General features: G+C 72.1%; 14 protein-coding genes, 2 pseudogenes and 1 riboswitch. Of the genes and pseudogenes, 6 read left to right on the forward strand and 10 right to left on the reverse strand.

All coding sequences use genetic code 11. The features are described from left to right. Positions 1–8: 8 nt before the first annotated feature. Positions 9–419 carry a roadblock/LC7 domain-containing protein gene (locus tag H4W31_RS03690; RefSeq protein ID WP_101368105.1) on the reverse strand — a complete coding sequence of 137 codons (411 nt, stop codon included), beginning with the start codon at positions 417–419 and terminating at the stop codon, positions 9–11. Beyond that, the gene (locus H4W31_RS03695) at positions 416–3,589 is read right to left on the reverse strand and encodes a sensor histidine kinase (RefSeq protein WP_192765362.1); all 3,174 of its coding nucleotides are present in this window, start codon (positions 3,587–3,589) and stop codon (positions 416–418) included. Before H4W31_RS03695 ends, H4W31_RS03690 begins: the two co-directional genes overlap by 4 nt. A gap of 457 nt (positions 3,590–4,046) precedes the next feature. On the opposite strand from H4W31_RS03695, the gene H4W31_RS03700 reads away from it, so the two are divergent. The 3 genes from H4W31_RS03700 to H4W31_RS03710 all read left to right on the forward strand — a co-directional run bounded on the left by H4W31_RS03700 (position 4,047) and on the right by H4W31_RS03710 (position 9,183). Continuing rightward, entirely contained in the window at positions 4,047–5,225 is a 1,179-nt protein-coding gene (locus H4W31_RS03700) for an ABC transporter substrate-binding protein (RefSeq protein ID WP_192765363.1), read from the forward strand. A gap of 133 nt (positions 5,226–5,358) precedes the next feature. Then, the gene (locus tag H4W31_RS03705) at positions 5,359–6,183 is read left to right on the forward strand and encodes an ABC transporter ATP-binding protein (RefSeq protein WP_192765364.1); all 825 of its coding nucleotides are present in this window, start codon (positions 5,359–5,361) and stop codon (positions 6,181–6,183) included. Positions 6,184–6,309: 126 nt separating this feature from the next. Continuing rightward, positions 6,310–9,183: an MFS transporter gene (locus H4W31_RS03710; protein ID WP_192765365.1), complete on the forward strand. Its 2,874-nt coding sequence runs from the start codon at positions 6,310–6,312 to the stop codon at positions 9,181–9,183. 125 nt (positions 9,184–9,308) lie between these two features. Here H4W31_RS03710 and thiC read toward each other — a convergent pair whose 3' ends face one another. The 7 genes and pseudogenes from thiC to thiE form a co-directional block, all read right to left on the reverse strand. Then, a complete protein-coding gene (thiC, locus tag H4W31_RS03715; RefSeq protein WP_192765366.1) occupies positions 9,309–10,901 on the reverse strand; it encodes a phosphomethylpyrimidine synthase ThiC in 1,593 nt (530 codons plus the stop codon). A 55-nt stretch (positions 10,902–10,956) separates the two neighbouring features. Next, entirely contained in the window at positions 10,957–11,781 is an 825-nt protein-coding gene (thiD, locus tag H4W31_RS03720; protein ID WP_192765367.1) for a bifunctional hydroxymethylpyrimidine kinase/phosphomethylpyrimidine kinase, read from the reverse strand. After that, the gene (locus H4W31_RS03725; protein WP_192771820.1) at positions 11,778–12,440 is read right to left on the reverse strand and encodes a thiamine phosphate synthase; all 663 of its coding nucleotides are present in this window, start codon (positions 12,438–12,440) and stop codon (positions 11,778–11,780) included. Before H4W31_RS03725 ends, thiD begins: the two co-directional genes overlap by 4 nt. A 95-nt stretch (positions 12,441–12,535) precedes the next feature. Continuing rightward, on the reverse strand, positions 12,536–13,333 hold the full coding sequence (locus tag H4W31_RS03730) for a thiazole synthase (RefSeq protein WP_192765368.1): 798 nt from the start codon (positions 13,331–13,333) through the stop codon (positions 12,536–12,538). A 5-nt stretch (positions 13,334–13,338) separates the two neighbouring features. Beyond that, complete coding sequence (gene thiS, locus H4W31_RS03735) at positions 13,339–13,539, reverse strand: sulfur carrier protein ThiS (protein WP_192765369.1); 201 nt, start codon at positions 13,537–13,539, stop codon at positions 13,339–13,341. 128 nt (positions 13,540–13,667) lie between these two features. Further along, positions 13,668–14,756 (reverse strand): annotated as a pseudogene (thiO, locus tag H4W31_RS03740) (glycine oxidase ThiO); the annotation flags it as partial. 98 nt (positions 14,757–14,854) lie between these two features. Beyond that, positions 14,855–15,475: pseudogene (gene thiE, locus H4W31_RS03745) on the reverse strand (thiamine phosphate synthase); the annotation flags it as partial. Then, positions 15,470–15,579: riboswitch (TPP riboswitch) on the reverse strand. Its footprint overlaps the pseudogene before it by 6 nt. Positions 15,580–15,979: 400 nt before the next feature. On the opposite strand from thiE, the gene H4W31_RS03750 reads away from it, so the two are divergent. The 3 genes from H4W31_RS03750 to H4W31_RS03760 all read left to right on the forward strand — a co-directional run bounded on the left by H4W31_RS03750 (position 15,980) and on the right by H4W31_RS03760 (position 23,691). After that, complete coding sequence (locus H4W31_RS03750; RefSeq protein WP_192765372.1) at positions 15,980–21,775, forward strand: ThuA domain-containing protein; 5,796 nt, start codon at positions 15,980–15,982, stop codon at positions 21,773–21,775. A 103-nt stretch (positions 21,776–21,878) separates the two neighbouring features. Continuing rightward, complete coding sequence (locus H4W31_RS03755; protein WP_192765373.1) at positions 21,879–22,490, forward strand: hypothetical protein; 612 nt, start codon at positions 21,879–21,881, stop codon at positions 22,488–22,490. Positions 22,491–22,599: 109 nt separating this feature from the next. Beyond that, positions 22,600–23,691: an endonuclease domain-containing protein gene (locus H4W31_RS03760; RefSeq protein ID WP_225945377.1), complete on the forward strand. Its 1,092-nt coding sequence runs from the start codon at positions 22,600–22,602 to the stop codon at positions 23,689–23,691. A gap of 37 nt (positions 23,692–23,728) precedes the next feature. Here the strand turns inward: H4W31_RS03760 and H4W31_RS03765 are convergent, their stop codons facing one another. Further along, positions 23,729–24,676 (reverse strand): aldo/keto reductase, encoded by a 948-nt coding sequence (locus tag H4W31_RS03765; RefSeq protein WP_192771822.1) that lies wholly within the window; start codon positions 24,674–24,676, stop codon positions 23,729–23,731. Positions 24,677–24,692 lie beyond the last annotated feature (16 nt).

Below are 24,692 nucleotides of genomic sequence, written 5' to 3' on the forward strand. Positions count from 1 at the left end.
AACCGGTGTTACGGACGAGAAACTGCCTCGCGCGGCAGCGGAACGAGCGCCGCGCCAACCCGCTCCACGAGGAGCGCCATCTCGTAACCGACCTGGCCGACGTCGCAGCTCCGGGCGGCGAGCACCGCCATCGAGGAGCCATCGCTGATGGACATCAGGAACAGGTAGCCACTGTCCATCTCGATCACCGTCTGCAGCACGCCGCCGGCACTGAACATCCGGGACGCGCCGTCGGTCAGGCTGACCACGCCGGAGGTGATCGCCGCGAGCTGGTCGGCCCGGTCCGGCGGCAGGTCCCGGGAGGAGGCGAGGAGCAGTCCGTCCGCCGAGACCGCCACCACGTGCGCGATGCCCGCGACGCTGTCGGCGAAGTTACTGAGCAGCCAACCCATATCCTGCATCGCTGCTGGCCTGTTCATCCGCTCGTCTCCTTGAGTGAGGTCGTGCCGTTCTGCTCGGAACCGGCCGTCCGACCGCGCTGTACGCCGCGGTGGTAGGCCGACAACAGACCCCGTACTTCGTCCGGAGTCCGCCGGGTCGGCTCCCGCCCTGCCTTTTTGTCCACGCCACCGGGTACCAGCTGTGCCTGCGGTACCCGCTTGGGCAGGCCGGACCGGGTCGTACCGGCGGTGGCCGGTTCGGCGGCCTTGCTGGCCCGGGCCCAGCCCTCGTCGGCTGCGGTCCGCCAGGCGCCTTCGGGCGGCGCGGCGGGAGCGGCCGGGGCCGGGGGCGGGGTGGACGCGACCGGCTGCGGCACCGCCGGGGGCGGCGTCGCGGCGGCGGGTGGGGGCGTCGGTGGCGCGTACGGGGCCGGCGGCGGCGCCGAGCGACCCGGGGTACGGGACGCCAGCGGGCTTCGGCCCGGGGTTACCGGCGCCATGGTCGACGCAGCGGCGGCGGGGGCGGGCGGCTGTTGGTAACCACCCGGCGGGACGGTGAAGATCGCGGTCGAGTCAGACCCGTGGGAGCGGAACCAGACGGCCTCCATCTCCCGGAAGATCGGCGCCTCGCCGGTGTCCTCCACCCGGGGCGCGACCGCGGCCGCGCCACCGACCGGGGTACCCGCCACCGGCCCGGACGGCAGGCCGGACTGGCCGCCTGCCGCCGGGTTCATCGTCTGCGCGGTGCCCGCACCGGCACCACGCTGCGGCAACGACCCGACCGTCGGGTACGCCACCGTCGGTGAGCCGACTCCGGTCGCACCCGCGAACCCCTGGTGCGGCTGCACAGCGGCCGGTGCCGCCTGCTGGTACGTCGGAGCGGCCTGCTGGTACGACGGAGCCGCCTGCTGGTACGACGGCGTGGCCGGCGCCATCGTCTGGTACGACGGCGAGGGAGCGGCCGGCAACTGGGTCGCCGTCAGGTGTGTCACCGGTTGGCTGGTGGAACCGCCGAGGCTCGCCGGCATCGCACCGGTCGAGTCTCCGGCCGTCTGCCACTGGTTCGGCGCCGCGTTGCGCCACTGCTCCGTCAACGTGCCGGCGGAACGGGGCGCGCCGGCCGCGGCCAGCGTCTCCTGCCAACCGCCACTGGACGACGGCGTGGCCGCGGACGGTCCCGGCTCGACGGCCAGCGGCTGCCGCGGGCGGCCGAGGATCTGGTCACGCCCACGCGGCTTGGGCAGCACGACCGTGCTGCCGGGCAGGGTGACCTGGGCCACGGTGCCGCCCTCGACGTTGCGCCGCAGGTCCACCCGGATCCCGTGCCGGTAGGCGAGTCGGCCCACGACCGCGAGACCCATGAGCCGGAACGCCGCCACGTCGACGGCCGGCGGCTCCGCCAGCCGCCGGTTCAGGGCGTCCATCTGCTCCTCGCTGAGCCCGAGGCCGCGGTCCTCCACCTGGATCAGCACGTAGTCGCGGATCCGCCGGGCGTCGGCGACCACCGTGGTGTGCGGCGGCGAGAAGCGGGTCGCGTTGTCGAGCAGTTCGGCGACGAGTCGGACCACGTCGTTGACCGCGTGGGCCGCGACCGAGATGTCCGGGTCGACGGTGCCGAACTCGATCCGGTTGTAGAGCTCGACCTCGGACTGCGCGGCCCGCAACGCGTCGATGAGCAGGGCGTCGTCCCGACGTGGCGCGGTCGAGTCGGCGCCCGCGAGGACGAGCAGGTTCTCGTCGTTGCGGCGCATTCGGGTGGCCAGGTGGTCGAGTTCGAAGAGCTGGGCCAGCCGCTTCGGGTCCTCCTCGCCACGCTCGATCGCGTCCAGCTCGCCGATCATCCGGTCCACCAGCGTCTGGCTTCGACGGGCCAGGCTGAGGAACATCGTCGAGACGCTGGTCCGCAGGGCGGCCTGTTCGGCCGCGACCCGGACGGCTTCCTTGTGGACCACGTTGAAGGCCAGCGCGACCTGGCCCACCTCGTCCTTGTTGTCCAGCCGGATCGGGTCCCGGACCTGGCGGACGATCTCGTCGACACCGCCGTCGCCGATGTTGCCGATGTCCCGCAGCCGCTTGACCGCCTCGGGCAGGTCGTGGTTGGCCACCGAGAGCGCACCCTCGCGGAGTCGGCGCAGCGACTGGTTGAGCGAGCGGGCCAGCACCACGGCGAGCGCGAGCGCGACGATCAGCGTGATGAGCACGACCACCGACTCGATGATCGCCTGCTGGACGACCTCGGACCGGGCCTGCTCGGCCTGGTCGAGCAGATCGGCTTCGAGCTGCGTCTCGGCCCAGCGCATCAGGTCGTTGATCGCGCCGATCGCGATCGCCGCCGAGTTGGCGAGGATCGGGCTCGTGTCACCGACGGACCGGGTCAGATCGCGGGTGACCTGGTCGGCAAGCACCGCCGCGTCACCGGTGACCGCGCCGTTGACCACCGCCCGCTGGCGGGTGTTGGCGGAGGCCGCGAAGGTCAGCAGCGCCTCCTGCTGGGCGGTCAGCGTGGCGACGAAGGCCGAGAACTGCTCCTCGTCGAGCTTTCTGCCGATCAGGGCGCTGTAGACGACCGCTTCCTCCTCGGCCACGGCCTCCTTGGCCTGGGCGAGCGAGGAGAGGGTACGCAGGCTGTCACCGACGGCGCTCTCACCGGAGATCTGGCCGAGCGCCTCGCCGTACGAGACGAGGTCGGTGATGATCACGCCGTATCGCAGTGCGGCCTCGGAGGGGGCCATCTGCTTGCGGTCCAGCACCTCCTGCCGGGTGCCGTTGAGGGTGGCCAGGTGGTCGTCGATGGCGGCGAGCCGGCCCTCCACCGAGGCGGGTACGTCACTCACCTGCGCACGCCGGTCGTTGTATCCGGCGATCCGAGCGTCGGTGCGCTTCACATGCGCGTTGTAGACCTCGGCGCCCAGTTTCGAGTCCGCGAGAAGGCGTGACGCCGCCATCCGCTCCTTGTGCACGTCCTGGGTGAGCGCCGAGACGTCGGCGGAGAGCTCGGTCAGCGACCGCAGCACTCCGGCGTCGTAGGCGCCCTGGCCGATGTCGACCAGCCGGATCGTGGCCAGCGCGAGCACGGCGGCGACGGGTACGACGAGGATCAACGCGAGCTTGGACCGGATCCGGGTGTCCCGTAGCCGGGGGAGCCAACGGCGCGGTGCAGCGCCCTCCCGCAAACCTTTAGCGGGCAGGGTCGTAGGTCCGGTGCTCACGACATCGCCTCCGTCGTTTCTTTACGTGACCCGTCGACCGATGCCTGCTGCAGCGGATCGAGCCGCACGCGGCACGGCCGCGATTTCATCAGAAGAAGGCCGCTTTGGGAAGCGACGGCAGGGCAGCAAAGGGCCATCATGGGGTGTCTACTACCCTCGTAGCCGAGAGATCGACGAACCGCCAAGTCTCTGATCAGCACATATATCTCTAGAGTGGTCGTTTGTATCTGGAAAGTAATGCCGCACCCCTACTCCCTCTTATCACTATGTGGGACCGGTCATCCCGAAACCAGCCGAGGTATCCCACGCTTGACCCGGACGGCCGGCATTGGCAAGGTTTTGCGGGTTTGAAGGTTTCGTGCGCACCATACGGCAGATCACTTGCCATCCATTGTGGACGACCCGACCGGCGGTTGGGCAAGCCCCCCCGCCCGTGCCGGATAACTGGAGGACTGAGTTGAGGCCCATCCGCTCCGCGATACCCGCGCTGCTCGCGTCGGCCATCCTGGCGACCTCGCTGACCGGCTGCCAGTTCGGCGCACCCGAACAGGAGGGCGGGGAAATCCTGATCGGCGCCGACCTGGAACTCTCCGGTGCGGCCGCCCAGGTCGGCAAGGCATACCAGCGTGCTCTGGAGCTCAAGGTCGAGCAGCTCAACGAGTCCGGCGCGCTCGGCAACCGTACGGTCAAACTGGACGTCCGGGACAATCGGTTCGACCCCAGCGTCTCGGCGGGCAACATCGGGGACTTCACGTCCAACCCGGCGATCAGCGGCATCATCATGGGCAGTTGCAACGAGTGCGCCATCAGCGCCGCGAAAACCGTCAACGACAAGCGGGTTCCGGCGATCGCTCTGGCACCGGCCGGTGACGTGTCCAGCCCCGCAGTCGACCGCCGTTATATGTTCAAACTCGGGCCAAATGCCCGAGACAACGTCGCCGCCATCGTCGCCGAACTCGCCAGCCGGAAGGTCGAATCGGTTGGCTTGCTGCACACCGACGACAGCTACGGAAGGGAGGGGCTCGCACTGCTCAAGTTCGAACTCGGGCAGGCCCGCATCGACCTCCTTCCCGAGCGGAGCGTAAAGGCCACCGACACCGACGTCAGCCAGTCGGTACGGACACTTGTCGACGAGGAGCCGGAGGCGCTGATCGTCTGGGCCCCCGCCGAGCAGGCGACGCTCGCCTCCGCCAGCCTCGCCGAGGAGCGGTACAAGGGCCACGTCTTCTTCGACGCCGTGGCCGCTGGTGAGCTCTTCGTCGGCGGCGGCAACCGCGCCGAGAACACCACTATGGTGTTCACCCAGACGATGGTGATCGACGACGTCATCGCGACCACTCCGGCCAAGGCGGCCCGCAAGCAGTGGTTCCGGGACTACACCGCCCGGTTCGGCGGCTACTACGGATACTCCTCGTTCGCGGCCGACGCGATCCAGTTGATCGTGGATGCCGCCGCCCGGGCCGAGGGCAACAGCGAGACGCCGAACCGGGACAGCATCCGTAGCCTGCTGGAGACCGCGGAGACCGACGGACTCTCCGGCCCGATCCGGATGACCCCGGAGAACCACTCCGGTCTGATGCCCCAGGCGCTGACGCTGCTGGTGGCCCGGGGCGGACGGTGGCGCCTGGCGAACTGAGCCGGGCGGGACGGACCCGGGCGAAACCGGGCGATCGCGCCGAAAGAGCGGGCGGGAACCACTCCTCGCCTCCGTAAACAGATCCGGGTTAGCCTGTCGGCACTGTCGACCCTTCGAGTGAGGTGGCCTAGCGATGATCCGACTCACCGGGGTGTCCCGGACCTTCGGCGGTCGGTCCGGGAGCGCGGTGGAGGCGCTCCGCGGGATCGACCTCGACGTCGCGGACGGGGAGTTCCTCGCCGTGGTCGGCCGGTCCGGCTGCGGTAAGTCCACTCTGCTCCGGCTGATCGCGGGGCTGCTTCCCGTCAGCGACGGCGAGGTACGGGTCGGCGGGACCGTCGTCAGCAAACCGCGTCGGGACATCGCCATGGTCTTCCAGCGCCCGGCGCTGCTGCCCTGGCGCTCGGTCCTTGACAACGTGCTGCTGCCTACCGAGATCTTCGGTTGGAGCCGGGCCGAGCACCGCGCCCGGGCCCGGGACCTGCTGAACCTGGTCGGACTGAGCGACTTCGAGAAGCGCCTGCCACACGAGCTGTCCGGCGGCATGCAGCAGCGGGTGTCGCTGGCCCGGGCGCTGATCCAGCAGCCCCGGGTCCTGCTGATGGACGAGCCCTTCTCCGCGCTCGACGCGCTGACCCGGGAGGAGCTGTCGGTCGAGCTCCAGCGGATCCACATGGAGCACTCAGCGACGATCGTCTTCGTCACGCACTCGATCGACGAGGCGGTGCTGCTCGCCGACCGGGTCGTCGTACTCAGTCCGCGGCCGGGGCGGATTCGCAAGGTGCTCGACATCGACATCCCCCGCCCCCGGTCCCTGGGCCGGAACGCGCACTTCGCGGACGTTGCCCGGTGCAGCGCGGAGCTGCACGAACTCCTCATCGATCACGACAAGGGCGACACCAACGGCGGGCCCGGCCTGGCGTTGAGCGGAAGCGGTCAGACCGACCGACCGGTCTGACCGAACGACCATTTCGACCACCAGGTCGATAACCATGAGTGACCGGGCCGTTCCGTACCGCTCGATGACACGGAACGGCCCGCCCAGGGTGGCGGTGCCGGAGGGCGGGTGCGTAACGTGCCCCGCATGGCCTTCCGGACCTGGGGCAAGGTGCTGCTCGCCGCACTCGGCGTCGGGGTCGTCTCCGGCGCCGGCCAGTTGGGGATCGCGTACGGGCTCGGCCTCGTACGCTTCAACCGCACCTTCGACGCGGTCACCGCGAACCAGTGGCCCGCCCAGCGGGTCTGGGTCGGCTGGTTCGCGATGGTGGCGGTGGTCGCCGGTGCGTTGATCGCCGACCGGCTGGCCCGCAGGTACGATCTACCCAGCACACCCGGTGTCCGGGCGGCCACCGCTGCCGCCGCCGCCCTCGGCGCACTCGTCGTCGCACCGCTCTCCATGCAGCCGGCTCGGTCGGCCCAGGTCGCCTCGGCCGACCCGGTGGCGTCGGTCGGCGCGATCGCGGCACTCGGAGCGGGGATCGGGTTCGTCGCCGCCCTGGCCGCGCTCGTCCAGCGCCCGGTCAGGTGGAACGTCGGCGCGGTCACCGCCAGCGTCTGGTTCCTCGCGGTGCTGTCGGTGATGTCCTCCCTCGGACCCGACGATCCGCTGCCCGCCGTACGCCTCGGGGTGCTGGATCCGACCTGGCTCGGCGACGGCACCGCGCAACGTCTCGCGGTCGTCACCATGCCGGCGCTGGCCCTGGTCTTCGGCGCCCTCGCCGGAGCGCTCGCCCGGTGGCGTGAGCTGCCGATGCCGGCGGTGGCGAGCTGCGGCGTCGCCGGCCCGGCGATGCTAGCCCTGGCCTACCTCGTGGCCGGGCCCGGCAGTTCGACCGACGGTTACCAGGCCGCGCCGTACTGGGGAGCGCTGATCGCGGTCGCGGCCGGCGGTGTCGGGTCCGTCCTGGCCGCTGTGGCCCGCTGGCCGTTGACCACCGCCGCCACGCCGGAGGCCGGCGAGCCGGCGTCGACCGGCGACACCACTGATCCGGCCACGACGACTGGCCCGACGACGGTGTTCGGGGAGACGGCCGACGCGCCGGATCCGGCCACCACCTGGCAGTTCCGCCCGATCGGTGCGGACGCGTCGAAGCCGGGCGACGATCCGGAGCCGGCCGGCGGGCACTCCCGGGAGCCGGACACCGAGTCGTTCGGCACCGTGGCCGACATCCCGACGCCCCGCCAGTCGAGCGAGCAGCTCACGCCCGCCGGGCAGGCCAGCCCGATGGAGTACCCGGAGTTCGGCAACCGGCCGCGCGGCGTGAACCCGCCCGTCGTTCCCGACCCGCCCGTCGTTCCCAGCCAGCCCGTCGGGTCCGACCAGTCTGTCGCGTTCGACCAGCCCGTCGTTCGCAGCCAGTCCGTCGGGTCCGACCAGCCCGTCGCGGCAGAACGGTCTGCCGCCGCCGATCGGCTCAGTGACATCAGCTGGCCGCTGGCCGACCGGTACGGCCCGGTCGAGGGGTTCGGCCCCGCCGCCGGTCGGACCGATGTCGGCGGGCCCCGGGACGAGCCCGGCAAGCTCCGGGAAGGGTCGGTTACGCCACCGCGGGAGTCGGTTACGGCAGCCGAGCAGGACGCCACGGCGCGACACTTCGCCCAGCCCGACAACCCGGTGACCGAGGCGTCCGGGCGTACCGGAAGTCCAGCCGGCGCATCCGCGTCGACGGGGTTCCCCGCCGGCTGGTCCGGGGTACGCCGGCTGCGTACCGAGGACTTCTGGCCGACCGAGTCGCCGACGGGAAGCCCGGCGCCCGAAGAAGCCACCACCCGGGCCGGCACCACACCACCGGCGGAGACCACGCCGCGGGCGGAGACCACATCGCGGGCGGAGACCACATCGCGGGCGGAAGCGACGACCCGAGCGGCGGCAGCGCCGGCAGCAGCCATCCCGCCTGCGGCGTCGCCGCCGGTGGTGCCGGGACGGCCGGTCTCGCCGCCGGTGATACCGGGATCGGCCACCCCGCCACCGGTGATTCCGGGGCCGGCGGCGCCGCCACCGGTGGCACGGCCCGCCGCGAGGCCCTCGCCGATCACCACGCCACCCACCGCCCCGGCTCCGGTAACCGCGCGGGTCACCGCCCCGCCCCCGGTCACCGGGCGAGCCAGCGCGCCGCCCCCGGTCGGCGGGGAGGACGCCACACGCTCGCCATCGCCGGACGCCGCACGCTCGCCATCGCCGGATGGACGGATCAGCGACGAGCCGTCCGAGCAGGCCACGGCCGTTGGCCCGGCTGCCACCACCCGGCCGCGTGTCGAGGAGCAATCCTCCCCGAGCGCGCCCGCCCGGACCGACGACAGATGGGACGCGTTCGCGCCGGCCAGCCGGCCCCACTCCGACCGCGACACGACGCAGACCTGGTCGTTCCAGCAGTCGATCGAGTTGGGCGACGACCGGGCGACGATCAGTCCGTACCGGACTCCCGCCGCGCGGGCGGACGCGGGACCGCCCGGCGGTACCCCGACGAGCCCGAGCCACCCGACCGTGGCGGGACAGGGCCGGACAGAGCCGGGCAGTGTCGACCCGGGCCAGGCCGACCCGAGCCAGGTGCGGTCGGGCGGAGTCGACGGGTTCCACGCCGACGCGGCCCGGACCGAGCCGGAAGCGGCAGAGGGCAGCCGGCCGGAGGCCACTGCCGAGCAGACCGCGACGTCGACCGGCACTCCGGATCCCGTCACCTCGACCGGGCGGATCCGGCGCGCCCTGTTCCGTCGCAACCGGTCCGCCGCACCGGCCGAACCGGAGCCGGGCCAGGACACCGACACCGCCCAGACGGAATCGAAGCAGCGCGAGTCGAAGGGCCGCAACCGTACGGACGAACCGGTACCGGCCCGCGACGAGGAGTACGTCGAATGGGTCAGCGGATTGAGCGAGCCGGACCCGGCGGCGGACGATCTGAGCGGAGAATCCGGCGGACGGCGGTCACTGCGCTCGACCGGTCGCCACCACGCCGACTGACATCGGGTCGGTCCGCTCGCCGGGTCCGGGGTACGGCTGACCCGTTCGCCGGGTACGGCTGACCGCTCCCGGCCGGCCCGTCCAGCGCGATACCGCGCCGAGCAGACCAGCCGGGACTGCGCGGATCAGGCCAACGGCAGGTACACCTTGCCGCCTGACTCCATGAACTCCGTCGACTTCTCCCGCATGCCCTGTGCCGCGTACTCCTTGAGCTCCTGAGTGATCTTCATCGAGCAGAACTTCGGTCCACACATGGAGCAGAAGTGCGCGGTCTTCGCCGGGCTGGCCGGCAGGGTCGCGTCGTGGTACGCCCGCGCGGTCTCCGGGTCGAGCGACAGGTTGAACTGGTCCTCCCAGCGGAACTCGAACCGCGCCTTGGACAGCGCGTCGTCCCACGCCTGGGCTCCGGGGTGCCCCTTCGCCAGGTCTGCCGCGTGTGCCGCGATCTTGTACGCGATCACGCCCGCCTTCACGTCGTCGCGGTCGGGCAGCCCGAGGTGTTCCTTCGGGGTGACGTAACAGAGCATGGCGGTGCCGAACATGCCGATCATCGCCGCGCCGATCGCCGAGGTGATGTGGTCGTACGCCGGCGCGATGTCCGTGGTCAGCGGGCCGAGGGTGTAGAACGGCGCCTGGTGGCACAGTTCCTGCTGGAGATCCACGTTCTCCTTGATCTTGTGCATCGGCACGTGGCCGGGCCCCTCGATCATCACCTGTACGCCGTGCTCCCAGGCCACCGAGGTCAGCTCGCCGAGGGTACGCAACTCGGCGAACTGCGCCTCGTCGTTGGCGTCCGCGATCGACCCGGGCCGGAGCCCGTCACCGAGCGAGAAGGTGATGTCGTACCGGGCCAGGATGTCGCAGAGCTCGGCGAAGTTCGTGTAGAGGAAGTTCTCCTGGTGGTGCGCGAGGCACCAGGCGGCCATGATCGAGCCGCCCCGGGAGACGATTCCGGTGACCCGGTTGACCGCGAGCGGCACGTATCCGAGCCGTACCCCGGCGTGCACGGTCATGTAGTCGACGCCCTGCTCGGCCTGCTCGATCACCGTGTCCCGGAAGACCTCCCAGGAGAGCTTCACCGGATCGCCGTCGACCTTCTCCAGCGCCTGGTAGATCGGCACGGTCCCGATCGGCACCGCCGAGTTGCGGACGATCGCCTCCCGGGTCTCGTGGATCCGCTTGCCGGTGGAGAGGTCCATCACCGTGTCCGCACCCCAGCGGGTCGCCCAGGTGAGCTTCTCCACCTCCTCGGCGATCGACGAGGTGACGGCGGAGGTGCCGATGTTGGCGTTCACCTTCACCAGGAACCGGCTACCGATGATCATCGGCTCCGACTCCGGATGGTTGACGTTCACCGGCAGTACGGCCCGACCTGCGGCGATTTCCTCCCGTACGACTGAAACCGGCATTCCCTCGCGGAGTGCAACGAACTCCATTTCCGACGTCGTCACCCCGGCGCGGGCGTACTGGAGTTGGGTGGGCCGCTGCCCGTCCCGTCCCGCCAGCGGGGTGCCGGGACCGCGCACCGGAGCCACGTCCCCCCGTTCCGCGATCCACGGCCCCCGCAGCGGCGGCAGGCCCTCGGCCGGATCCGACCCGGGTCCGGAGGTGTCGTAGAGCCGGACCGACGGTTCCGCGCCGGTCAACTCGACCTCGGCGAACGGCACCCGGATGTCCGGCCGCACCCCCGTCACATAGACCTTGCGACGAGCCTTCATGAGACAACCTCCCTGTTTCGTGGCGCTCCCGCTGACCGGCGCGGTCGACGTCGGTTCACTCCGATCCGCGCCCGTCCCGGCCGGACCAGCCGTGGTGGTCCAGCGGCCCGTGACCGCTGCCCAACTCCCAGCCCTGGGCGCCGAGCAGTGCACGGGCGACGTACTCCTTCGCGAAGGCGACCGCGTCCGGCACCGCGTCGCCGAGCGCCAGCCGGCCGGCGATCGCGGCCGAGAACGAACATCCGGTGCCGTGCGTGTTGCGGGTGTCGACCCACGGCCCCCGGAGCAGTCGCAACCCGTCGCCGGTCCACAACGCGTCCACGGCGCCGTCGGCCGAGGACTCCGCGTCGGCGTCGGCGTCGCCGCCGGTCACCACCACGTACCGGGCGCCGGTCGCGGCGAGTTGCCCGGCCGCCTTCGCCATGTCGTCCGGCGTGGACACCGTCCAGCCGAGGATCGCCGAGGCCTCCGCGCGGTTCGGGGTCGCCACCATGGCGTACGGCAGCAGCCGCTCGATGGCGTTCACCACCCCGAGCTGCCGTCCACTGGTCGAAATCAGCACGGGATCGACGACCAGATTGGGCAGCAGGCCGGAGCGTGCCGCCACCGACACCGCCTCCGCGACCGCCGTACTGCCGAGCATTCCGGTCTTCACCGCCACCGGCGGCAGATCGTCGGTCAGCGCGGTGATCTGCTCGGTCACCATCTCGGCCGGCACCGGAAAGATCCCCCGTACGTCACGGGTGTTCTGGGCGGTGATCGCGGTGATCACCGAGGTGCCGTACAGCCGCATCGCGGCGAAGACCTTCAGATCGGCCTGGATACCGGCACCGGCGCCGGAATCGGAACCCGCCACGGTCAGCACGATCGGCGGGGTCACCGCGTCCACCGCCCGCCGGGTGCACCGGCCGGGGCTCCGGCGCCAACTGCCGGGACATCGGCGCCAACTGCCGGGGTTCCGGTGCGGACGGCCGCGCAGAGTGCCCGGACCAGCCGGCCGGGGTCGTCGGCCCGCATCACCGCGCCCATCACCGCGACCCCGGCCGCACCGGCCGCGACGCACGCCTCGACGTGCCCCGGGGTGCCGACCCCGCCAAGGGCGAGGACCGGAACCCGGGTACGGGCAACCAGGCGGCCCAGCCCGGCCGGATGCAGCGGCGGTCCGTACCCGGGTTTCGAGGGGGTCGGAAAGACCGGTGAAATGGTCACGTAGTCCTCGGTGGAGAGTCGGGTCAACTCGGCCGGGTCGTGGCAGGAACGTCCGACCAGTCCCAGTTCCGGTGGCGGATAGGGCCCGGCGGCGGTCAGGTGCACCGCGTCCCCGTCGAGCGGATCCGGTCCGGCGACGATCAGGGCGCCGTCGACCTCGGCCAGGATCGCGCGCAGCCGTCCGGCCAGCTCCAGCCGCTCGTCCCGGGGCAGATCCCGCTCGCGCAGCAGCACCCAGCGGACTCCGCCGTCGACGGCGGCCCGGACCACCTCGTCGATCGGCCGGGTCGCCTGCCGCCGGTCGGTCACCAGCACCACCCCGTCCGGCACCCCGCCCCGCCCAGCACGCACCGCTCCCGCCGCTTCTCGGCTCACCGCTCCGGCCGCCTCTCGGTTCACCGCTCCTTGGCTCACCGCTCCTTGGCTCACAGCTCCGGCCGCCCCTCGTCGGGGGTCGACGCGAGGGCGTGGAACCGCCGGGGGATCCGCCCGGCGCCGGCCGCGAGTCGACCCGCCTCGACGGCGTACCGCATTGCCGTCGCCATCCGCACCGGATCGGCCGCCCGGGTCACCGCGCTGGCCAACAGCACCGCATCGCAGCCCAACTCCATCGCCAGGGCCGCGTCGGAGGCCGTACCGATCCCCGCGTCCAGGATCACCGGCACCTCGACGTTCTGCCGGAGCAGCCGCAGGTGGTGGGGGTTGCCGATGCCGAGTCCGGAACCGATCGGCGCGCCCGCCGGCATCACCGCCGCACAGCCGAGGTCGGCGAGCCGCCGGGCGAGCACCGGATCGTCGGTGGTGTACGGCAGCACCGTGAAACCGTCGGCGACCAGCCGCTCGGCGGCGGCGACCAGTTCGACCGCGTCGGGTAGCAGGGTGCGCTCGTCCCCGATCACCTCCAGCTTGATCCACGGGGTTCCGAACGCCTCCCGGGCCAGATGGGCGACGGTCACCGCCTCGGTGGCCGTACGACAGCCGGCGGTGTTCGGCAGCAGCCGTACGCCACACCGGGCGAGTACGTCCAGCAGCCCGCCGCCCATCGTCGCGGCGCTGTCGATCCGGCGGAGTGCGACGGTGACCAGTTCCGCACCGCTGGCCCGGATCACCTGCTCCAGCACCTGCGGGCTGCTCACGCCGCCGGTGCCGAGGATCAGCCGGGAGTTGAACTTCTCGCCGCCGAGCAGCAGCTCGGGGTCGGTACGGGTGGACTGGAGCGACATCCCCGTCACCCGCCCTGGGCCGCGGTCAGCACCTCGACCCGGTCCCCGTCCCGGAGCTGTCGGGTCGGCCAGCCGCCCCGGGGCACCACCTCGCCGTTCACCGCGACCGCCACGCCCTGATGCGCACCGGTGATTCGTTCCACCAGGTCCGCCACGGTCAGTTCGCCGGGCAGCCGTTGCCCGATCCCGTTCACGGTCAGCTCCACCGCGTCCTCCCCACCCTGGTCGCTTCGTCCTGCGGCACCGATCCGGCGCCGGGCCCCGATCCCCCGTCGATCCCTGGTCCGCCGTCGATCCCCGGTCCGCCGTCGATCCCCGAACCGGCACCGGGCTCGGCGCCGGCGTCGAACCGGCCCGGGGACAGCGGCGCGAGCACCGGATCCGGTACCCCGGTGGCGATCAGGTCGGCGATCAGGTCGGCGGTGACCGGGGTGAGCACGATGCCGTGCCGGTAGTGCCCGGCCGCCACGACCACCTCCGGCCGGCCCGGCATCCGGCCGAGCAGCGGCGCGTTGTCCGGCGTACCGGGGCGCAGCCCGGCGCGCGCCTCCACCAGCTCGTACTCGGCGATCTCCGGCAGCAGGTCGGTGGCGGCACGGAGCAGTTCCAGCACCGCCCCGGCGGTGATCCCGAGGTCGCCGCGCTCCTCCACGGTGGCGCCGACCACCACCTCGCCGTCGGCCCTGGGCACCAGGTAGACGCCCTGGCCGTCGACGCGGCCCCGGATCACGTGCCGGAAGCCGGGCGGGGCGCCACCGGGTGCCCGGAGCCGGAGGACCTGACCCTTGACCGGCCGGACCGGCAGTCCGGTCAGGGCCGCCGTACCGCAGCCGGCCGCCACCACGGTGACGTCCGCGTCGGCTGCCACGTCGGCGAGTCGGTGGACCGGCCGAGGCAGCAGCGTCGCCCCGGCCCGCCCGGCCGCGACCCGCAGCGCGGCCACCAGCCGGCGCGGGTCCACCTGGTGGTCGCCGGGGGCGAACGCGCCGCCGCGCAGCCGGGTGGCCAGCAACGGCTCGCGGGCCCGCAGTTCCGTCGGCCGTAGCGGCGTCACCGGCAGGCCCAGTTCCCGCTGGTACGTCCATTCCCGCTCCGCCTCGGCCAGGTCGTCGCCGGTGAGCGCCACCGTCAGCGTCCCCTCGGTGCGGTAGCCGAGGTCGAGGCCGGCGTACTCGGCGAGTTCGGCGGCGAAGCCCGGCCAGCGTGCCGCCGACTCCACGAGCAGTCCGGTCAGCACCCGCTCGCCGAAGTGCGACTCCGCGACCGGGGCCAGCATTCCGGCGGCGACGTCCGAGGCCCCGGAGCCGGGCGCGGGGTCGTACACGCTGACCCGCATCCCCCGGGCGGCGCAGCGCCAGGCGATGGCCAGTCCGATCGGACCGGCGCCCACCACCGCCACCTCTGGCCGTGCGCCGCCTACCATCCCGCCGCTCCGGCACCGCGCCGGTAGACCGGGGAACCTTCCCGGGGCGTCGGCCCCGGAAATGGTCCCCGGTCCCGGGGTGCCGGAGGTGGTGGTGCGGTGAGCGCGGCCAGCAGGTCGGCGGTGGCCCGGGCCGGATCGGCGGCCGAGGAGACCGCCCCGACCACCGCCACCCCGTACGCCCCGGCGGCCAGCAGGGCCGGAATCCGGTCCGGGGTGACGCCGCCGATCGCGATCACCGGTACCGGGACGGCCGAGGCGACCCGGCGGACCCCTTCCGGGCCGATCGGCGTAGGCAGGCCGTTCTTCGTGCTGGTGGCGTGGCACGGGCCGACGCCGAGGTAGCTGGCTCCGGCCGCGACCGCCGCCGCCCCCGTCTCCGGGTCGCGGGCCGTCGCGCCGAGCACCGCCGTGGGGCCGAGCACCCGGCGGGCGGCGTGCACCGGCAGGTCCCGGGCGCCGACGTGCCCGCCGGCCGCCCCGATCGCCAGGGCGAGGTGTAACCGGTCGTTGACCAGGCAGGACGCCCCGACGGCGGCGCACCGGGCGGCGACCGCGACGGCCAGCTCGTACGCCGTCCGGTCGTCGACGTCGTCCTCGACGCGTACCTGCACGACCAGTTCGGGACCGGCGACCGACAGCGCCGCCTCGACCACGGCGAGTGGCTCGCGCCCCGGCCGGCTGTCGGTGATGAGGTGAAGTCGTCCGATGGAGAACACGGCAACACTCCTCCCTGCGCCGGCATTACCCGGATCAGGTTCGACGGTCGGGGGCTGGTAGCCCCCCTCTCAGCCCGGTTCACCGGGCTCCCGTGGGTTACTTGTCGGCGAGCGTACGTCGCCGGTAACGGTGCCGTAAAGGGCAGTGACCCATCGCACAGGGTGAACCCCTGACCACGGATCGCCGTGCCAACCCGGCCAGACCCCACCCAGGGGGATTTGTCTGTCCTATCCGGATGATTCGTTCTCGTTGCTCAACCGTTACCGGAATAACCTCGTCGCCGTATTCCGGCGGGCCAGTCGCCGGCCCTAGTTTTGCTCAACGACAAGGCAAATTCCGCGGTCGGGGCCTCGGCGGGCACCGACCGTTTCCCGCACCCGTGGCGGCCTTCGGCGAACCGACCCGGGATCCCCGCTGTCCTCATCGGACGAAGGAGATCCTTCGTGTCCAGCCCGCACCGCTATCGCGGTACCCTCCCCTCTTCCCGTCTCCGACACAGACCCATGCGTGGCCTGCTCGGCGCCTTCGCGGCGGTGGCCCTCAGCACGACCGTGCTGGTCGCCACCCCGCACGCCGCCTCGGCCGCGCCGGTCGCCCTGCCCGCGCCGGCACAGGTACAGGCACAGGCCGACCCCTTCTCCGTGCTGGTCTTCTCCAAGACCGCCGGCTTCCGGCACGACGCCATCCCGGCCGGCATCGCCGCCATTCAGCAACTCGGCGCCGACAACGGGTTCACCGTGGACGCGACCGAGGACGGGGCGGCGTTCACCGACGCCAACCTGGACAAGTACCAGGCGGTGATCTGGCTCTCCACCACCGGTGACGTGCTCGACCCGGACCAGCAGGCCGCGTTCGAGCGCTACGTCCAGGCCGGTGGCGGATACGCCGGGGTGCACGCCGCCTCGGACACCGAGTACAACTGGCCCTGGTACGGCGAACTGGTCGGGGCGTACTTCGCCTCGCATCCGGCCAACCAGCAGGCCACGATCAAGGTCGAGGACCACGCGCACGAGTCCACGAAGACGTTGCCGGACGAGTGGTCCCGGTACGACGAGTGGTACAACTTCCGCGACAACCCGCGCGCCGACGTACACGTGCTGGCCTCGCTGGACGAGACCAGCTACGCCCCCGGCGCGGGTGCGATGGGCGCCGACCACCCGTTCGCCTGGTGCCAGGACTACGACGGCGGCCGGGCCTGGTACACGGCGGGTGGGCACACCCAGCAGTCGTACGCCGAGCCGGAGTTCCTGGCCCACCTCCTCGGTGGCATCCAGACCGCGGCCGGTGCCGTGGAGGCCGACTGCTCCGCCTCGCTGACCAGCAGCTTCGAGAAGATCAGCCTGGACAGCAACACCAACAACCCGATGGAGCTGGACGTCGCGCCGGACGGGCGGGTCTTCTACATCGAGCGGGACGGCCGGGTCCAGATCATCAAGCCGGACACCGGCACCACGGTCACCGCCGCCGACCTCGACGTCTTCACCGGCAACGAGGACGGGCTGATCGGCATCCGGCTGGACCCCGGCTTCGCCACCAACAACTGGGTGTACCTCTACTACGCCCCGAACGGCGGCGGGCCGCGCAACCACCTGTCCCGGTTCACCGTCACCGGTGACACCGTCGACCTGGCCAGCGAGAAGGTGGTGCTCCAGGTCGACACCCAGCGCAACACCTGCTGCCACGCGGGCGGCAGCATGGCGTTCGACGGCGAGGGCAACCTCTACCTGGCCACCGGCGACAACACCAACCCGTTCGAGTCGAACTCGTTCGCCCCGATCGACGAGCGGCCGGGCCGGCAGGACTTCGACGCCCAGCGCAGCTCCGGCAACACCAACGACCTGCGCGGCAAGGTGATCCGGATCCATCCCGAGGTGGACGGTTCCTACACGGTTCCGGCGGGCAACCTCTTCGCACCGGGGACCGAGAAGACCCGGCCGGAGATCTACGCGATGGGCTTCCGGAACCCGTTCCGGATCGGTGTCGACCCGCAGTCGGACACCCTCTACGTCGCCGACTACGGCCCGGACGCCGGAGCGGCGAACCCGGACCGTGGCCCGGAGGGCACCGTCGAGTGGAACATCGTCGGACAGCCCGGCAACTACGGCTGGCCGTACTGCCACGGGGCGAACTACGCGTACAACGACTACCAGTTCCCGTCCGGGCCGAGCGGGGCGAAGTTCGACTGCGCCGCCCCGGTGAACAACTCGCCGAACAACACCGGCCTGACCAACCTGCCGCCGGCGATCCCGGCGACCGTCGACTACGACTACAGCGGCAACCCGCTGTTCCCGGAGATCGGCGGCGGCGGTGCCCCGATGGGCGGGCCGGTCTACCGGTACGACCCGGCGAACACCTCCGAGCGCAAGTGGCCGGCGTACTACGACGGCAAGGCGATGTTCGGCGAGTGGAACCAGAACAAGATGTACGCCTTCCAGGTCACCGACGACGGCAAGTCCCTGGTGGACATCAACCAGCTCTTCGCCGGGATGACCTTCATCCGGCCGATGGACTTCGAGTTCGGGCCGGACGGCGCGCTGTACCTGATCGAGTGGGGCAGCGGCTTCGGCGGCAACAACGACAACTCCGGGATCTACCGGATCGAGTACATCGCCGGTGACCGGGCTCCGATCGCCGTCGCCACCGCCGACCCGACCTCCGGCCCGTCCCCGCTGACCGTGGCGTTCTCCAGCGAGGGCTCCCGGGATCCGGACGGCGGACCGATCACGTACGCCTGGACGTTCGGCGACGGCGGCACCTCCACCGACGCGAACCCGACCCACACCTACAGCGGGCCGGGCAACTACACCGCCCAGCTCACCGTCACCAACGACACCGGCCGGACCGCGGTCGCGAACGTACCGGTGACGGTCGGCAACACCGCGCCGACGGTCTCCATCGAGTTCCCGCCGGAGGGCGGCTTCTTCGACTGGGGCGACCAGGTCAAGTACACGGTCAAGGTGACCGACCCGGAGGACGGCACGATCGACTGCGACCGGGTGAAGTTGCAGTACTTCCTCGGCCACGACGAGCACGCGCATCCGATGGGTGAGCAGGTCGGCTGCGAGGGCGTGGTGCAGACCTCGCTGGCGGCCAGCCACGGCGCCGACGCCAACGTGTTCGCGGTCCTCGAGGCCACCTACACCGACGGCGGTGGAGCCGGCGGGTCCGCCGCGCTGACCGGCCGGGCCATCGAGCAGTTGCAGCCGAAGCGGAAGCAGGCGGAGTACTTCGCCGCCACCGGCCGGGCGCCGGACGCCGTCGGCACCGGCGACCCGGGCGTACAGACCCAGGCCACCACCGACGTCGAGGGCGGCTTCGAGAACATCGCCTGGATCGAGGACGGCGACTACTGGACCTTCGACCCGACCAACCTGACCGGGATCACCGGGTTCCGGTTCCGGGCCTCCTCGGCCGGCGGCGGCGCCCGGATCGAGGTACGGGCCGGTGCGGTCGACGGCCCGGTACTGGCCACCGCCACCGTGCCGGACACCGGCGGCTGGCAGACCTTCACCAACGCCTCGACCGAACTGGCCGCCCCGAGCACGGCGAGCGGACCGCTGTTCTTCGTGGCCCGCAACCCGGTCGGAGCCAGCGGCACCGGCGCGATCCTCAACGTCAACTGGGTCGACTTCCTCGGCCGGGGCGTCACCGAGAACGCCCCGCCGACGGTGGCGGTCAGCGCCACCCCGACCACCGGCACCGCGCCGGTCGCGGTGAGCTTCGACGGCACCGCCACGGACGCCGAGGGCGACAACCCGCTGACGTACGCCTGGGACTTCGGTGACGGCGGTACGTCGAGCAGCCCCGACGCCAACCACACGTACACCGCCCCGGGGAACTTCACCGCGACCCTGACCGTGACCGACGCACGTGGCGCCCAGTCGTCGGCGTACGTGACGGTGAAGGTGGAGGCGCCGAACACCTCGTGCTTCGGGGCCCGCTCGGACGAGTTCACCGGTACCGCGCTGGAGAAGGCGCGGTGGTCGACGGTGGTCCGGGAGAACCAGCTGTACGCGGTCCGGGACGGCGCCCTGGTGCTGCCGACCTCGGTCGGCGACCTGTACGGCACCCGCAACGACGCCACCAACCTCGTGCTGCAACCCGCCCCGAGCGGAAGCTGGCAGGCCACCACGAAGCTGAACCTGGCGGCGGCGGCGGACTACCAGCAGGCCGGTCTGATCGTCTACGGCGACGACGACAACTACGCCAAGCTGGACCTGCTCTACGGGGGCAGCAGCCGGGTCGAGTTCATCCGGGAAACCGCCGGTACGCCGCGCAACGATGCGGCCGACTCGGTGGCGGCACCGGCCGGCGGCACGATCCACCTGCGGCTGACCAGCGACGGGACGAACCTGACGGCGGCCTACTCGGCCGACGGGCAGACCTTCACCCCGATCGGGCGGCCGGCGGCACTGGCCGGCATCGAGGCACCGAAGGTGGGGCTGTTCGCGCTGAACGGCGGCACCGTCGCCCCGGTGATCGACGCCAGCTTCGACTGGTTCCAGATCACCCCCGACGAGCCCGCCGGACCGGTGACCCCGTCCGACGAGTTCACCGGGACCGCGCTGGACAAGTGCCGGTGGGACGGAATCGTCCGGGAGGACCCGGCGGCGTACCGGGTCGCCGACGGTGCGCTCCGGATCGACGTGCCGAACGGTGACATCTACACCGGCAACAACACCGGGCCGACGAACTTCATCCTCCAGTCCGCGCCCGAGGGCGACTGGACGATCCAGACGAGGGTCGACGGCAGCCTGCTGGACGAGCAGTACCAGCAGGGCGGGCTGATCGTGTACGGCGACGACGACAACTACCTGAAGTTCGACTTCATCGCCGACAACACGGTGGGCCAGCCGGTCAACCGGCGGATCGAGTTCCGTAGCGAGATCGCGGCGGTGGTGCAGGAGCCGCAGCCCCAGGCGACGAACCTCACCACGGCGGTGTGGCACCTGCGGCTGGCCAAGGTGGGCGACACCTACACGGCGGCGTACTCGGCCGACGGGACGACCTGGACTGAGCTGGCGCCGCTGACCAACGCCGCTCTGGGTGCCGACCCCCGGGTCGGTCTGTTCAGCCTCGGCGCCGCGCAGACCGCCTCGAAGACCGTCGCGTTCGACTACTTCCGGCTCAGTACGGAGACGGTCGACGAGGCGGCCCCGGTGACCACCGCCACCGTCTCCGGTACGCCGGTCGAGGGCTGGCACACCGGACCGGTGACGGTGACCCTCGCCGCCACCGACAACGCCGGGGGCAGCGGGGTGGCCCGGACCGAGTACCAGCTCGACGGTGCCACCACCTGGACCGCGTACGCCGAACCGGTGCAGGTCACCGGGGACGGGCCGCACACGCTGCGGTTCCGGTCGGCGGACGGTGCCGGCAACGTCGAGGAGACGAGGTCGGTCGAGGTGAAGATCGACGCCACCGCCCCGGTCAGCAGCGCGGCGTTCGCGCCGCCGACCGACGACGGCTGGCACAGCGGCACCATCCCGGTGACGTTGACCTCGACCGACACCGGATCGGGCGTCGCCACGCTGGAGTGGTCGCTCGACGGCGGCGCCTGGACGCCGTACACCGAGCCGGTGAACGTGACCGGGGACGGGCAGCACGAGCTGCTCTACCGGGCCACCGACACCGCCGGCAACGCCGAGACGCTCAAGTCGGCGATCGTGAAGATCGACGGCGTGAAGCCGACCGTGCTGGTCTCCGGCCTGGCCGACGGCCAGCTCTACGGTGACAGCCAGGACGTCCGGGTGAACTGGTCCGCCGTCGACCCCACCTCGGGGATCAAGGCGACGGTGGGCACGCTGGACGGCCGCCCGTACCAGCCGAACACCCTGCAGGCCATGTACGAGCTGCCGCTCGGCCTGCACGAGCTGACCGTGACCGCGACGGACAAGGCCGGCAACTCGACGACCTCGACCGTACGGTTCTTCGTCACCACCTCGTTCCGGGACATGCAGATGCTGCTGGACCGGTTCAAGGCGACCGGTCGGCTGTCGGCGAAGGGGCACAAGCAGTTGTCGAACAAGCTCGCCACGGTCCGCGACGCGGAGGCGGACGGCAACGACAACAGGGCGATCAAGCAGCTCGGTCAGTTCAAGGCACTCGCCGCGGACGCCGGGCTGGTCGCCGAGGCGGAGGTCCGGGACGTACTGGTCCGGGACGCCGACGCGATGATCGTGCGGCTCGGCGGCAGCGCCACCGCCACCGGGGTCAAGGCCAACGACGGCAGATCGGTGCAGGGCACCGGCCGGCTGACCGAGGACCCGACCCGGGTGAAGCGGGGCGGGAAGCTGTAGTCCAGGTGGTTCGGACAGTCAGGTAGAGGCGGGGGCGGTCACCGGGTGGTGGCCGCCCCCGCACCGGCTCCGGCGGTACGACCGCTGGGAAGGAGCTCCTCCGATGCGACCTCGCACCCGACGTCGGGTACCACCAGGGCCGGCCTCCCGGCGAGATCCGGTCCGTCCACCGGGGCGCAGGCGGGGCGCCCGGGCATTCGTACCGCTGCTCTGTGCGCTCTTCCTGGCCGCCGGGCTGGCACCGGCCGCACCGGCCGCCGCGCACGGCAACAAGATCAAGCTCGCGGTCGCCGGTGACGGCGCCACCGGGATCACCGTGCGGGCCAGCTACGACGACGGCCATCCGCTGGACACCGGCGTCCGGCTGGTGGTGACCGCCGTCGCCGACGGCGGCCGGCGGGTCGGCCCGCTCCAGCTCGACCCGGCCGGTGAGGGCCAGGGCTTCTACAGCAGCGGGCCCGTCCTCATCCCCGGCCGCTGGCAGGTCACGGTCACCGCGCCCAAGCCCACCCCCGCCGAGGTACGCGTCGTCGTGCAGGCCCGCGCCGCGCAGTCCGCGCCGCCCCCGGCCTCCCCGCCGAAGCCGGTCGCGGCGGAACCTGCCGGCGGCTCCACCCGCTGGCTGTGGTGGGTGGCCGGCGCCGCCCTGACCCTCGCGGCCGCGACCACCCTCGGTGCCCTGCTGGTACGCCTCCGGCGCCGCCCGACCACCTGATCCCCCGCCCTGCCACCAGAAACGCCGCACCAACGCCGATCAACCGCCCGCCAGCCCGGCCGGGTCCCGCAGCACCTCACCTGGACACCAGAGGCGTAACCAACCCCCTTTGACGCCTCTGCTGTCCAGGTCGACGGCCGACCGCCGTCGCTTCGGCCCGACGGGCCTGTCCCCCCGGGTACGGGCGGTCCGGGCCGAACTCGGCGGGTCGGTGGCGCGGGCGGTGGACGGGGCAGCGGAGGGGCGGACGAGCCGGCAGGCTGGCCGGATGGCTCGTCCGCCCCGGATCCCGCCACGACTGGCGTTCCTGCCGCTCCGCGCCCGTACCGCCGTGGCGGAAGGGCTGATCACCCGGAGCATGTTGCGGGGACGGACCTGGCGCCGGCTACTGCCCGACGTCTACGTCCACCGTGACGGCTACCGGGAGGACGACCACCGGATGTGGTGCGACGCCGTCGCCCTCACGTTGCCGACGGGGGCGGCCATCGGCGGCGCGAGTGCCGCGTACCTGTGGGGCGTACCCCTGCTGGCCCGGGGTGCGCCGGTCACGGCACTGGTACCGGGCACCGTCCGGCCCCGCACCCGGCCACGGGTCCGGTACGCGCTCGCCAGCCTGTCCGCCGACGACGTGACCCGGTTCGGCGGGCTGCCGGTCACCACGCCGCTGCGTACCGCGTTCGACCTGGGCCGGCAGCCACCGCGTACCGAGGCGGTGGTGGCGGTGGACGCCCTGCTGAACCGCCGGCTCGTGAAGTCCGCCGCGCTCGGCGACTACCTCACCGCACATCCCGGCTGGCCCGGGGCGGCCCTGTTACGTGGGGTTCTGGGGCTGGCGGAACCGCTGAGCGAGTCACCGATGGAGACCCGTCTCCGCCTGCTGCTGCTCGACGCCGGTCTGCCGCCGCCGACGGCACAGTACGAGGTGTTCGACGCGCGGGGACGCTTCGTCGGCCGGGTCGACCTGGCCTATCCACGTTGGCATATCGCGTTGGAGTACGAGGGCGATCACCACCGCGAGCGTGCGCACTTCCGCCAGGACGTCGCCCGGCTGAACGCGCTGCGGGCCGCCGGCTGGATCGTGCTCCGTTTCATCGCCGACGACGTCCTCCGACACCCCCACCAGACCATTGCCCAGGTAACCCATGCCATCCGGGAACGCCGGGCTCACCTGGACACCAGAGGCGTGAACGACCTCGCTTAGCGCCTCTGGTGTCCAGGTCGATGGGGCACGGGCGGGGTCAGAGGAGGGCGCGCAGGGCGGTGAGGTCCTCCGGGGTGGGCTGCCAGCGTGCCGCGCCGGCGTTGGCGCGTACCTGCTCGGGGGTGGTTGCCCCGGCGATCACCGAGGTCACCGCCGGCTGGGCGGCCAGTCCGCCGATCGCCACCTCCACGGTGGACAGACCGCGCTCGCCGGCGTACTTCTCGATCGCCTCGATGGTGCCCCAGGGAGCCGAGGCGAGCCGGGCCGCGTAGCGCGGCGATGCGCCGGCCAGTCGGCTGTCCGCCGGTGGGGTGGTCCCGCGCCGGTACTTACCGGTGAGCAGCCCGTCGGCGAGCGGGAAGAACGGCAGCAGTCCGAGCCCGAACCGTTGCGCGGCCGGCACCACCTCGGCCTCGACGTCGCGCCGCAGCAGGCTGTACTCGTTCTGCGCGCTGACGAACGGCGTGAGACCCCGGGTACGCGCGGTCCAGTCCGCGTCGGCGATCTGCCAGCCGGCAAAGTTGGAGTTGCCCAGGTAGCGGACCTTGCCGGCCCGGACGAGGTCGTCGAGCGCGCTCAGCGTCTCCTCGATCGGGGTACCCGGATCGGGCTCGTGGAACTGGTACAGGTCGATGTGGTCGGTGCCGAGCCGACGCAGCGACGCCTCCACCGCCCGTACGACGTACCGCCGGGCGCCCCGGGCACCGTGGTCCGGTCCGTTCATCCCGGACATGTCCATGCCGAACTTCGACGCCAGCACCACGTCGTCCCGTCGGCCGCGCAGGGCGGCGCCGAGCTGCTCCTCCGAGCCGCCGTGCGGCTCCCCGTAGATGTCCGCGGTGTCGAAGAAGTTGATTCCGGCGTCGAGCGCGGCGTCGACGACCGCGCGGGTGCCGGTGGCGTCGAGCTTGCGGCCGAAGTTGTTGCAGCCGATCCCGACGACGGACACCACGAGCCCGGAGTCGCCCAGCCGGCGATAGGTCATCTCAGTCACGAGATCA

The sequence above is a fragment of the Plantactinospora soyae genome, from assembly GCF_014874095.1.
GTDB classification, from domain to species: Bacteria; Actinomycetota; Actinomycetes; order Mycobacteriales; family Micromonosporaceae; genus Plantactinospora; species Plantactinospora soyae.